The organism is Psychrobacter sp. P2G3, assembly GCF_001593285.1.
Lineage (GTDB): Bacteria > Pseudomonadota > Gammaproteobacteria > Pseudomonadales > Moraxellaceae > Psychrobacter.
Genome location: NZ_CP012529.1, coordinates 2,163,313 through 2,176,524, shown reverse-complemented (window position 1 = coordinate 2,176,524; position 13,212 = coordinate 2,163,313). Strand labels below are relative to the sequence as shown.

Annotated in this window: 9 protein-coding genes and 2 tRNA genes; 7 read left to right on the top strand and 4 right to left on the bottom strand. The window is 41.5% G+C overall.

The window, feature by feature from the left end:
• The first annotated feature begins 182 nt into the window (after positions 1-182).
• The gene (locus AK823_RS08790; protein WP_068328288.1) at positions 183-1,235 is read left to right on the top strand and encodes a TRAP transporter substrate-binding protein; all 1,053 of its coding nucleotides are present in this window, start codon (positions 183-185) and stop codon (positions 1,233-1,235) included.
• Between the two features lie 174 nt (positions 1,236-1,409).
• On the opposite strand, the gene AK823_RS08785 is transcribed toward AK823_RS08790, so the two are convergent.
• From AK823_RS08785 to AK823_RS08770, 4 genes are all read right to left on the bottom strand, one after another.
• Positions 1,410-2,018 (bottom strand): DedA family protein, encoded by a 609-nt coding sequence (locus AK823_RS08785; protein WP_068036410.1) that lies wholly within the window; start codon positions 2,016-2,018, stop codon positions 1,410-1,412.
• Between the two features lie 145 nt (positions 2,019-2,163).
• The gene (locus tag AK823_RS08780) at positions 2,164-2,919 is read right to left on the bottom strand and encodes a hypothetical protein (RefSeq protein WP_068328285.1); all 756 of its coding nucleotides are present in this window, start codon (positions 2,917-2,919) and stop codon (positions 2,164-2,166) included.
• A 358-nt stretch (positions 2,920-3,277) separates the two neighbouring features.
• Positions 3,278-3,354 (bottom strand) — tRNA-Asp (locus AK823_RS08775).
• 49 nt (positions 3,355-3,403) lie between these two features.
• A tRNA-Val gene (locus tag AK823_RS08770) sits at positions 3,404-3,479 on the bottom strand.
• A gap of 529 nt (positions 3,480-4,008) precedes the next feature.
• Between AK823_RS08770 and AK823_RS08765 the strand changes: the two genes are divergently transcribed.
• The 6 genes from AK823_RS08765 to AK823_RS08740 all read left to right on the top strand — a co-directional run bounded on the left by AK823_RS08765 (position 4,009) and on the right by AK823_RS08740 (position 13,081).
• Complete coding sequence (locus tag AK823_RS08765) at positions 4,009-5,646, top strand: cardiolipin synthase (RefSeq protein ID WP_068328283.1); 1,638 nt, start codon at positions 4,009-4,011, stop codon at positions 5,644-5,646.
• A gap of 79 nt (positions 5,647-5,725) precedes the next feature.
• The gene (locus tag AK823_RS08760) at positions 5,726-7,195 is read left to right on the top strand and encodes a tetratricopeptide repeat protein (protein ID WP_068328280.1); all 1,470 of its coding nucleotides are present in this window, start codon (positions 5,726-5,728) and stop codon (positions 7,193-7,195) included.
• 296 nt (positions 7,196-7,491) lie between these two features.
• The gene (locus tag AK823_RS08755; protein WP_068328278.1) at positions 7,492-9,060 is read left to right on the top strand and encodes a 3-deoxy-D-manno-octulosonic acid transferase; all 1,569 of its coding nucleotides are present in this window, start codon (positions 7,492-7,494) and stop codon (positions 9,058-9,060) included.
• A 186-nt stretch (positions 9,061-9,246) separates the two neighbouring features.
• Entirely contained in the window at positions 9,247-10,008 is a 762-nt protein-coding gene (locus tag AK823_RS08750) for a 16S rRNA (uracil(1498)-N(3))-methyltransferase (protein WP_068328276.1), read from the top strand.
• A gap of 206 nt (positions 10,009-10,214) precedes the next feature.
• Entirely contained in the window at positions 10,215-11,351 is a 1,137-nt protein-coding gene (locus AK823_RS08745) for an extracellular solute-binding protein (protein ID WP_068328274.1), read from the top strand.
• A 59-nt stretch (positions 11,352-11,410) separates the two neighbouring features.
• Positions 11,411-13,081, top strand: coding sequence for an iron ABC transporter permease (locus AK823_RS08740; RefSeq protein ID WP_068330250.1), 1,671 nt, complete (start codon positions 11,411-11,413; stop codon positions 13,079-13,081).
• Positions 13,082-13,212 lie beyond the last annotated feature (131 nt).

Genomic DNA, 13,212 nt, shown 5'->3' with positions numbered 1-13,212 from the left:
GTTTTCCATTTTAAATAGCTTTTTAATTTAGCATTAGTGATAATTCTTCTGAATTCTATAGAAGCTTATTTATCAATGAATAGCATATATGCTGCAAAAAATCTGAATCGACAAGCTCGCAACTATCTAGCCAATCAAGAAAACAACCTCTTATTTTCAATCACTATCAAAAGGAATTAATAGTGAAACTTGCCCCTCTATTATCTATAACGGCGCTTGCAGCTGTCAGCCTACTTGGTTGTTCTAACCAGTCTGATAGCAGTAGTGACGCGGCCTCATCTCAGGAAACTACCATTCTACGTTTTTCACACTTTTATCCATCGACCTCCGATATCAACGAGCAGATATTTGAACCATGGGCCAAAAAAATCGAAGCAGATTCTAACGGACGTCTCAAGGTCGAAGTCTATCCTTCAGCAACGATTAGTAAAGCAGATACCGCTTATGAGTCTGCAGTAAAAGGAACGATTGACATCGGCTCCCAAGTACAAGGTTATACCAGCGGTCGATTCCCACTGTCTCAAATCGCAGAGCTTCCAGGTTTGTCTAATTCGTCTACGCAGACAGGCTGTATGTTACAGACGCTTTATGACAATGGTACTATTGCTAGTGAATACGAGGACTCGCACTTATTGTTCATGTTTGCGACAGGACCTGGGACTTTACATAGCACGAATAAATTAATAAAAACGCCTGAAGATATGAGAGGTATGCGCATTCGTAGGCCTTCAGCAGTGGCGGGTGACATTATTGAAAGTATGGGTGCTTCTCCTGTAGGACTACCTGCTAATGATATATATACTTCTCTACAGCGCGGTGTCGTTGATGGGTTGAGCTTTCCATGGGAAGCTATGGCAACTTTTAAGCTTGATGAGCTGACGAAATATCATACTAATATGCCATTTTATAGTTCCGCGTTAATGGTAACCATGAATAAAGATAAATATGAAGGCTTGCCAGAAGATTTGAAACAAGTTATCGATGACAACTCAGGTATGACACTTAGCAAGAAAGTAGGTGCCATGTGGGATAAGACTTATTCGGTACAATTACAAGCAGCTCGAGATAAAGGTGACGAGGTTATTGATATTCTAGATCCACTCAACGATCCAGACTGGAAAGGGCCTCTTGAAAAAGGTACACAGAAATATCTTGATGATGTCAATGCCTTAGGCTTGGATGCTGATGGTGTTTATGAAAAAGCCAAAGCTGCCAGCATCGCTTGTAAAGTCTAATAATCATGACGCATGCTTCTCCCATTTTTGTTTGAAAATCATAAATGGGGTGAGCTGCTATTCAAAATAACTAGGTAATACATAATCATTTTTTTATCCAATCCTGCAGGGGTATTATTTGTTTTTCTAGAATTGATTGCATACATATCAAAATTAACGATAGGACTCAGGAATTTAATCAGATAGTCGCCGTTTTATAAACCAACCAACGATAATAATTAAAGCCAATGCGCCAAAAATCTTGGAGTAAGGTGCTAGCGTAGTTTCAACCACCTGATAGTTTTCACCAAAATAATAACCCGCAAGCGTTAATACAGTTGTCCAGATGCTAGACCCTAATGCAGTTAAGGCTAAAAAAGATAATAGCGGCATTTTATTCATGCCGGCGGGAATCGAGATAAACGAGCGAATACCGGGTACCATTCTTCCAAAAAATACTGCTTTTTTACCGTGGTTATCAAACCAATCATTCGTAGCTGATATATCCTCAGGCTTTACAAACACATATTTGCCGTATTTCTCTGTTAGTGTCATCAAGCGTTCTTTATCGAATATGCTCCCTAGATAATATAACGGCAATGCACCTAGCATAGCGCCAAACGTTCCGGCTAATATGACTAATATTAAATTCAAATCACCTCTTGATGCGGCAAAACCTGCTGCTGGCATAATGAGTTCAGAAGGTATAGGTGGAAAAACGTTTTCGGCGAACATAGCAAATATAATACCAAGGTAACCAAACTTTGCCATGATAGCCAGTATCCACTCGCTAATTTGATTCATTATGACCGCTCATTGAATAATTGCTGAAGAGTAGGGTTTATAACAAATACTACTCGCCTGTACTTCGCAAAACAATGCCAGTAAACATAAAAGTGAATAGGATACGTTTTAATTTAATACATTCTTACTTTAACTGTCTACGGTTCTAATTGGCTACGCTATCAAGCAGCTGAACCGGAAAGGTAATTACATCAAATGCAACAGCAAAGGGCAGTAAAATAAGCTTTTCTGCGCCACTTTTTCCACTGCGCGTAACCTCACTTTGCTGTGACTGACTATAAAAAGTTACCGTATATGGTTTGGTCAATGCCTGATATTTTGACTGAATCATGCTTAGATTAGTCACTTGCGGATAGATTGCACCTTTGACAGGTACTGTAAAGCAGAAGCGTTGAGCATTGATACGTTGGTCGCTAGCTGAAGTGCAGTCTTGACCACCATTTTGTAGAAAAAACTGATAATCAGAGCGATTGAATTCATCTTTTAACTTAGCATAAGACAGCTTCATATCACCTTGGAAATAGCCATCATTATTGGGCACATTAAAGGCCATATCGTTTTCGACTTGGATGTTTTTTGGCGTTAAGTTAGTCAGTAAGGTCACCATCTCTCTACCGCCTTGACTCAGGACGTAGCTGTTTTTTTCACCGACAATAATCATACTACTGGCTGGCATATTAGGTAACGTAATCGCTGGCCGACCAAAGGCAATGATTTGATCTTGAGATAACACCTGTTTGACAGTCTTCGTGGTAACACGACTATCACTTTCTAATAGTGAGCTTGTCGCACAGCCTGAGCTGGCGAGTAATGCAGCAATAGATGCGCCTACTACTAATGACTTGATACTGCTTACTTTTAAGTTACCATAAATGTTTTTAGTATTGTTAAGTTGAGTCATGATAGAGCGTCCTTGTCCAAAGTTTTTTAATAAGGTTTATCTAACCCTTAAATTCATATAAGGCTAGAGAACATTACTAAACATTTGCTATGTATTTGATACTGTTATCCTACATTATTTAGTCGAGGTATATCCACTAATAATCTCAGCTGATAAAAATATGAATAAGGGTTTAAACGCAGTGAATCTTATTAGTTGAGTGACACGTTAGTATATTTCTCATAAAACAGTGTTATTTGCTATATCGTTTTTTTATTGTATTATCATTTATGATTATCTAAATCAACAGACACAAAAAAACCTCAAGCAAACTAATACTTGAGGTTGAAACTTTTGTATTAAAACTAAGTTTTAAATATGGCGCAGCGGACGGGACTCGAACCCGCGACCCCCGGCGTGACAGGCCGGTATTCTAACCAACTGAACTACCGCTGCTTAGGTCGTTTTAGCATTTAACCTTTCTACAGGTCCACTTGCTAATAAGTGGTGGGTGATGACGGATTCGAACCGCCGACATTCTGCGTGTAAGGCAGACGCTCTACCAACTGAGCTAATCACCCTGAGCGAGGAATAAATGAAGCACTGCTTCATCCGAGCGCAAGAGAATTTTCGTATCTGAAAATTCTATAAAACTCGTTTCCTATATCTTACTACAAGAGAAAATTCTTTAAATAGAATTTTCTAAAGCTTTTATTAACTAAAGTAGTCACGCTCTAGTTAATATCGAAATACCTTAACGATAATTTCTAACAACTCAGAACTTATTAATTAAAGCCCCTTGCTGTGGGTGTGTATTATATAGATTTACAACTGCCTGTCAAATACTATTTTATAAATATATCAAATAATTAAAAACAGGCTGCAAATATGGGTAAGAGTAGCGGTATCCGATTGTGATAAATAACCAAGATATTTTAAGCATGCTATTGTTTATTAAAGATAAATCTAATCCAGATATGCGAGTAACGTTGATTGTTAGAATTCACTATCAATAATCATTTATTAAGCGTTACCCATTGTTTGGTAGATAAAAGCTACTATACTACCTAACAATTGACATTCGATATCCATATTTTTTTACGTTGATTGGTGGAGGCGGTTATAGAAGCTTTAGCATCTGAGCAGCACCTTACATCGTGGTCTTGGGGTGATTTTGCAGGTTTAGGTCTTATATTACACATCATCTTGATGGTGGTAATGACTCTGCGTGTGGTCTCGGTACAGCGCAATATCGGGGTGGCAATTGCGTGGATAGCGGTTCTATACACGTTACCTGTGGTTGGCTTTATGTCCTATATTCTGGTCGGTGAGCCTATGATTGGCCGTCGTTATCGTAAGCGTGTGGATCAGGCAAGCCTACTGATGAATGATATGGCAGCACGTGAGCGTTTGGTGTTTGATCAAGGACAGGATTTGCTGCCGGTCAATTACCGCGGTGTCAGCCGTATTGGTACTCGCTGGACAGGGTTTGGGGTATTTGCTGGGCATCAAATGCAGTTATTAACTTCTTCCAGATCATTTTTTAATCGTCTTATCGATGATATCGACAATGCCAAGCGTACGATTCTTATAGAGTTCTACATTATTTACCCTAAGGGCCGAGTCATAGATGTGTTGCAGTCCTTGAGGGCTGCTGCTAAGCGCGGGGTAGAATGTCATATATTGATCGATAGTGTTGGAAGTTTTAGCTTTTTTAATAGCTCTGAGCATCGAGCATTAGAGCGGGCAGGAGTGTTTGTTCACCAGTCGTTACCAGTAGGATTATTTAAGACGCTGTTTAAGCGCTCTGATCTGCGCAATCATCGTAAAATCGTCGTGATTGATGAGCATATCGGTTATACCGGTAGTTTCAATCTGGTTGATCCGAAGTTTTTTAAACAAGACAAAGGTGTCGGACAGTGGATTGATGTAATGATGCGCAGTGTCAGTCAGCAACCGATTAGCATTGCCACGGCTATGGCCAAAGTCGTCATTACTGATATCGGTGCTGAAAATAATGACAATCTATATGCGCTGGACAAACGGGTGAACAGTTACACGCGTAAGCTATATGTATTGAATCCTACTATCAATGATATTAACAGCCGGATTCAAGTGCTCGTTGACGATTTAGATAATTATATACCTACTGTAGCAGGAGCGACCTCGATTGCGATACCGCAAATGCCAGTTGTTGATAATGTAATCGCCCAGCTGATACCCTCAGCGCCACAAGTGACCGCCCACGTTATTTATAATACCTTGGTAACTATTATTCACCGTGCTAACAAACGTATCCAAATTACCACGCCTTACTTTGTGCCAGATGAAGCTTTGTCAGGGGCGCTCGAAATAGCGGCGAAGCGCGGCGTCGATGTGACGTTAATTATTCCAGAAAAGGTCGATTCATTTCTAGTACAACATGCTTCACAAGCGTATTATCAAGAACTGCTTGAAGCTGGCGTAAAGATTGCATTATTCCAAGGTGGACTATTACATACCAAAACGGTAGTCATTGATGACGATTACTGTCTCTTCGGTACAGTGAATATTGATATGCGTAGCTTTTATTTGAATATGGAAGTCAGTTTGGCAATTTATACACCTGAAATGGTTGCTCAAATCGCTGATTGTCAAGATACTTATCTACAAAACTGTCGCTTTTTGAGTTTAGAAGAGTGGCGGCAGCGTCGTGATTCTGAACGCTTATTTGATAATGTAGTACGTCTGTTTAGCCCCTTGTTATAGTATTTATAATTATCTTATGACTTATGCATTACTTAATGATGTCATTAGTGATTTGTATTAAAAAGGATATGCTCATATTATGCTTGCCAAGTCTAATTCTACTGCAGCTAATGTCATTAAAACCTCCCTTGATTATATGGCGGAAGGCTATTGGCAAGACTTTGTAGCGAATCGTCCTATCGCAGGTGGTATTGCTTACGAGTTACAGTTGCATGAGTGTCAATTGGATGAATCGCTCGTTAGCTTACAGCGAGTAGATACGCTGATTTCACAGATACGTCGTGATATTGCAAAGTCCAAGGGTAGCTCTGGAGCTTTAGATGAAGTTACGCTATTAACAGACGATAGCTATCGTAATTTGCTGCTGTTCTTGGCTTTTTATGCAGGACGAGTATTAGCGAAGCTTTGGCAAAGTGAAGTGCATTGGTATGGTCAGTTTGAGCTACGTAAACACTATTCTGAGCTGCCATTGGTTGCAGATGACTTTTATCAACATATGGCGGTGGTATATGGTGATAAGTGTAAAGGTAATGCAAATGTTTTCTTCGCGTTAGAGCCTATAGGTTTGCGTCTGTTTGGTCATATTGATCGGCAGTTTCAGGCGGTACAAGGTAAGCAACTTGCCAGCGGACTTTATCAAGCAGTAAGCGCGCGACTACCGCAAAATACTAGTAATGCAACAGCTGAACCAAATTTAGAGCATCATTCTGAATCAGTAGGTATTAGACCCATATTGATTACTGATGAAACTTTTCAAAACCAACGGCTACCAGTCCAAGCTACCGAACACAGAGAAATTCCTGTTACCAAGCTAGTCGTAGCACAGCAAGCTAAGTCGTCAATAGTCGATGCAACAGCGAGCGTCAAACCTAAAATATCTGAAACGCCTATTAATCTCAGCGCGACTACCACCCAACTACAAACTGTTAAACACTCAAAGGCTTCTGTAACGCCAGAGATTTTTACGCAATTGCTTATAGAGTTAAAGGAGATTGAAGTAGCGCAAGATGCTGGCAACGATGATTACCTGCAAGCGTGTAAAATACTGGATCAGTTCGAGCGGCATATTGCGCGGCAAAACAAGCCACGTGACCAAATGCAGTTTTCAGAGCTGCATCAAACATCCCGTCAGCAGGCGCTAACTTTGCTACAAAACGCTAGTGCGCTCGGTAATACCGATGCAATGTTACGACTGGCCATGTATAAATTATTAGGCGAAGGGCTGATAACGGATACAGAAGCTAGCAAAGTAGCAGGTGTGGACTGGGTCAAGCAAGCTGCAAACGATAAAGATGTCCGCGCTCAACGCCTGCTTAGTAAAATGTACTATCAAGGCGTAGGAGTGTCACAAGATATTAATAGCGGTAAGTATTGGTTAGAGGAGGCCGCTAAAAATGGTCATGCAGAAGCAGCAGAGCTGGTGACCCAGTGGCAGGACGCGCAAGCATTAATAACGACTCAAAAACAAGAGCAGCATAGTATTAAACGTTATCAGCTCTTGATTGGAATAGTATTAGTTGGCGCGATATTATTAGTTGTATTTGTATGATAACGAAACATTAACTCGTAGACTTCACAAATATACTTTTAACTTTATATAGTTAGTTTAAAACAAAGCAGGGATAAGTATAACGGCACTTTCTTCTTTTTGAGTATGAACATACTATATACTTTGTTTTGATGTTAGTAATAATCGCAAGGTTTTGCTATCTAGTAAGTCAACTATATAAATTTTTAAGCATTCGAGTCACTAAGTTGTATGGCTTTCCTATAATTTGCGGTAGAATTGCCCAATTGTTGACTGCTTATTATGTGGTTTTGTCTACTATCAAACTGGGCTTCTTCATGCCATCATCTTCTGTGCCACCATCTACTGAGTCTGAGTCATCATCGGCTGTCCGTACAGACTCTAATAATTATGCTATGAATCACTCTTTGCTACCTAAACGTGCAGCTCGCACGCCGCCTTGGTATTATCGGCTTATTATTTCGTTGTTAAAGCCGTTATATCGCATACAGGTCTGGCGTCGTTCGCGCAGTCGGGATAATTATCAGCAAGAAGTTGCACAGCGTTTTGGCAAGCAGTACCCGCCGCGTCCTGTATCTATCAATAATATTGGTCATAAAATAATCTGGTGTCATGCCGTCTCGTTAGGGGAGACCAATACGGTCGCGCCCTTGCTCGATGCGTTACTGGCGCAGGGTTATGGTATCTGGTTAACCAATACCACGCAGACTGGTCATGCGCGTGGTGCTAGCCGCTTTGCTGAAGAGATTGCTCAAGGTCGTATGAGCCACAGTTATGTACCAGTAGACACGCCCGCAGTAATTGAGAGATTTTTAGCGCATGTACAGCCAGTTGCTGCATTATTTGTAGAGACTGAGCTGTGGGCGAATATTCTAGCGACTTTGTCGCAGAAGAATGTCCCTAGTATTCTCGTTAATGGACGGCTATCGGCAGCTTCTTTTACCCGTTATCAAAAGATAAGTGCAGTAAGCACCAGCATGATGCAAAACCTTAGTTTAATCATCGCGCAAGATAGCGAATCTGCTAAACGCTTTCGACAGTTGGGTGCAGATAGTGCTCAGATACGCGTTGCTGGCTCTCTTAAATGGGTCATCAATACGCCTAAAGCTGTCAATTCCAAAAACGCTACTGATTCCAAACTAGCGACTGACAAAGTCGAAGAAGAGCGCGCTATTACTGAGCTGTCGAATCTGTCTGATTCGCGGACTGATTCATTACATTATTCATTACCTAATTCGCAGTTTCTAGACCGTCCAGTTTGGATAGCGGCGAGTACTCATAGCGGTGAAGAAACTACGGCCTTAACATTGCAACAGCAACTGTTAGATACACCTGAGCTTACTGAAACACTACTCATCATTGTGCCCAGACATCCTGAACGCTTTGATGAAGTGGCTGAATTGATTAGCAAGTCAGGTTTGCAGATGGCACGGCGTAGTAAGGACGAAGCTGTCACTACACAAACGCAAGTTTATCTAGCCGATAGTATGGGTGAGCTGATGCATTGGTATGCACAAGCAGATGTAGCGCTCGTCGGTGGCTCTCTAGTTGATATCGGTGGTCATAATCCAGTTGAGCCTATGAGTGTAGGTAAGCCGGTACTCATGGGACAATATACCCAGTCTTGCCAAAGCGTCGTAGATAAGCTGGCAAGTGTTGGTGCTTTATATCAGCCTAATAGTCCCTTTTATAAAGCGCTTGGCAGTAATGAGCATTCAATAAGTAAGTCCAAAAATGATATTGAATTGATATATCAGCAGTTAAAGTTTTGGCTGAGTCATCCAGAATCTGCTAAGCAAGCAGGGCAGGCAGGCGCGCAACTAACCGTCCAACAGCAAGCAGTCTTGACTCGCCAACTGGCAATGATAGAAGAAACGATTGAGTAGTTTACTAGAGTTCGTCCTCATTTTTGTCACCATTATCAAAATGAGGACACGCCCTAATGCTTGACGTTAATTCTGCTAATGGTTATTACTTTATTGTGCTTAGCTTATTATTAACTTCAGTTTATTAACTCCAATTACTCCATTCTAACTGGCGTTCACTCTTATTTTTATTAAGCGATAGGCTGTATGAATTGTATTTTGTTACCCACCTCTAATATTGCGCAGCCTTATGCGCAAATTACTGCACCTGCACAAATTATCCATGTCAATAAAGTATTGAATTTACAAGTTGGTGATACGCTCAAAATTGGCCAGCTCGGTGGTAATCTTGGTACAGCAATCATTGATAGCATTGCGTCTGACAATATACAGCTACGTGAGGTACAGCTTGATACTGCGCCACCAGTTAAGTTAGATGTCACTGTGATTTTGGCATTACCGCGTCCCAAAGTACTACGCCGCTTGATTATGGACATGACGGCACTGGGTGTTCGCGATATCGTCCTAATCAATAGTTACCGTACCCAAAAAAGCTACTGGCAAAGTCCGTTGCTTACGCGACTTGATGAGTTTGTATTGGAAGGTCTGCAACAAGGGGTCGATACGATAGCGCCGCGCATCACTCTACAAAAACGCTTTAAGCCGTTTGTGGAAGATCAGCTGGCTAGCTTGATTACCCAGAATGCCATAGTCGCACACCCTTATGGTGAGCAATCATTTTCACAGTATTTACAGCAGCTATCATCTGAGTCGCTATCGTCTGCTACCAAGACTACGTTACCGAACGTAGTTTGCATTGGCGCTGAAGGTGGCTGGATTGATTATGAGATTGAATTGTTCCATGAACAGGGCTGTAAGGCGGTACATATAGGCTCAAGAATTTTGCGCACGGAGGCGGCTGTTAATGTGATTTTAGGACAATGGCTAATACAGAATAATCAAGATTAAGCTGTCTGAACATGAGGTATAACTTGTCTCTTATTAAGATTATTATCAGTAAAAATAAATGTATTGATAATTAATCTCATTTCGATTAGTATGTTGCTTCTAGTTTTTTCATTAATTAATTAGCATTTTGATGGCTTAAATGCCTAATTAATCGCTCATCATATAACGCTATCTCACCTATCTGTCGTACTACTATGGAGAAGACCATGTCATTGAACGCGGTTGCTGAACGCCTATCGTTTACTCACCCTGTTAAGGCCACTTTATCTGTCGCTGTCTTTAGCATGATGATGGGGCTAGTGGGTTGTAATAATGCATCTACCCCGGCTGAAAATGCGGATGCAGAATCGCAAACGCCAGCAACTGAAGAGTTAAGTAATGACGATACAGCAGCGACTTCAGAAAATGATCAAGTGGTCACGATTTATTCGTCACGTAATGAGCAACTTATCAAGCCGTTACTAGATAAATATACCGAAAAAACTGGCGTGAAAATTGAGTTAGTTACTGATAAGACGGGTCCATTAATGGCGCGCTTACAAGCTGAAGGTCAGAACACACCTGCAGATATGTTATTGACTGTTGATGCTGGTAACTTATGGCAAGCAGCGCAGCAAGGGCTACTGCAACCAGTCGCTTCTACCGTACTTGAAAGTAATGTACCTGCCAAATATCGTGATCCAAAAGGTCAATGGACAGGTCTGTCATTACGTGCGCGTACGATGTTCTATGATCCAAGCAAAGTAGATGCCGATCAGCTATCTACTTATGCAGATCTTGCAGATCCAAAGTGGAAAGGCAAGCTTTGCTTACGTACCTCGAACGCAGTATATAATCAGTCTCTCGTTGCTAGTATGATAGAAAACTTAGGCGCTGAAAAAACTGAAGAGATTGTTCGCGGCTGGGTAGCTAATTTAGCCACTGACGTGTTTAGTAATGATACCAGTATGTTAGAGGCTATTGCGGCAGGACAGTGTGAAGTCGGAATTGCCAATAGTTATTATTATGGTCGACTGCTCGATGAAAAACCTAACTTCCCTGTGAAGATATTTTGGGCGAACCAAGATACGACGGGTACACATGTGAATATTTCTGGTGCTGGTGTGATAACGAATTCAGACAATCCAGATGGTGCGCTCAAATTGATGGAGTGGCTATCTTCTGATGAAGCCCAAGGTATTTATGCCAGCTCTGATAAAGAATATCCTGTAAAAGAAGGGATTGATGAGTCAGATATGCTTAGATCTTGGGGTACATTTAAGCAAGACGGTATCAACGTCCAAAAATTTGGCGAACTGCAAACGCAAGCAATCCAAATGATGGATAAAGTGGGTTATAAATAATCTGTTATAAAGTAGTTTAATCTCTATGCGTCTGACAGGGTAATATTTATATTATGACAATGACAAAAGCGTCTGCTAATGAAGACAATACTGTCAAAGATAGCCCTGTCAGTGACAATGGCGTTGCCCGCCAAGAGCGTATAGTTGCCAAGCGTATTTTTTCGAAATCAGTCTTAGGGCTGATTTCGTTGTTTATGCTGATACCGATTTTAGTTGTTCTCTTTGCATGGACGCAACCAGTAGCAGATATTTGGACGCATATGCGTGAGTATGTGTTGCCGCAAGTTCTCAAAAACACTGCTATCTTATTGCTAATGGTGACAGTCATTGCTGGTAGTATTGGTACGGCATTGGCATGGATAACCAGCATGTACCGCTTCCCAGGACAGCGGTTTTTTTCGTGGGCGCTGATGTTACCGCTGGCAATGCCGGCCTATGTATTGGCGTTTGTTACGGTAGGGATTGTTGATTTTAGTGGGCCATTACAGACTGGACTACGTGATTTGGGTATCAGCACGGCAATACCTTCAGTACGTAATGTCTGGGGTGCAGGACTGATATTGTCATTAGCGTTTTATCCTTATGTTTATCTGCTGGCACGGCAAGCCTTTTTATCTCAGGGTCGCCGTGCTATTGAAGCAGGTCAAATGCTTGGACTTAGCCGTGGTCGAGTGCTATTTCGTTTAGCACTACCGCAAGCTCTGCCTTGGATTATCGGTGGTTTGTTGCTAGCAACCATGGAGACTCTGGCAGATTTTGGTGCCGTCTCGGTATTTAACGTCGATACTTTTACCACTGCTATTTATAAGGCGTGGTTTGGATTTTTTAGTCTAACTACTGCTGCGCAATTGGCCGCCTTACTTATTGGCGTCGTATTTATTGTGGTATTGTTTGAGCAGTACTGGCAAGCAAGGCGCGGCAACGCGGTCATCCAAGGAAGCAATCGTCGCCTTGAAGCCAGTACGCCTGCCAAACTTGCGATGACGCTACTGTGTACGGTAGTCTTTTTGGTTGCCTTTCTCGTACCATTTTTACAATTGTTCTATTGGACGGCGATGAATTTTCGCCAAGATTTCGATGCGCGTTATATCGATTTTGTGACTAATAGCTTAGTGATTGCCAGTATGACTACGCTACTTATTGCCTTTCTTGCCATTATTATTGCGTGGATTAAACGCCAGTATTCTGATAAAACAACGAAGCTAATGATTACCTTAGCCAATTTGGGCTATGTGGTACCAGGCACTGTATTGGCCGTAGGTATTTTTATTCCTATTGCATGGCTTGATAATCAATTAATCGCCTTTGGACTTATCTCAAAGCAAGTGCTGTCAGGTAGTGTGATTGTTATGTTGCTTGCGCTCTCAACCCGCTTTATGACCGTGAGCTTCCAGCCTATCGATCGTCAGCTGCAACGATTAACTGTTAACCAAGAAGCCGCTGCCAAACTACTCAGTGATAGCCCGTTGCAGCGTTGGCGTCAGGTTGTATTACCTGTACTTAAGCCCGGTATGCTGACCGCCCTATTGATGGGTTTTGTTGAAGTCATGAAAGAGATGCCGATTACGCTCATGACGCGGCGGCAAGGTTGGGATACGCTGGCTGTACGAGTGTTTGAGATGACCAGTGAAGGAATGTGGGCAAGAGCAGCGTTACCAAGCTTACTTATCGTACTGGTTGGACTGTTTCCAGTCTGGATATTATTGCGTCAAAGTGATAAAAACAGTTAGGGTAGTCGATACACTTTAAAACTGCTACATCATTGTCAAAACTGCTACATCGTCATTCTGATTTAAAGTACTATATATATAGCGACACTCAATTATCATTATTTATAATTGATCTTTGTTTTTATCGCATT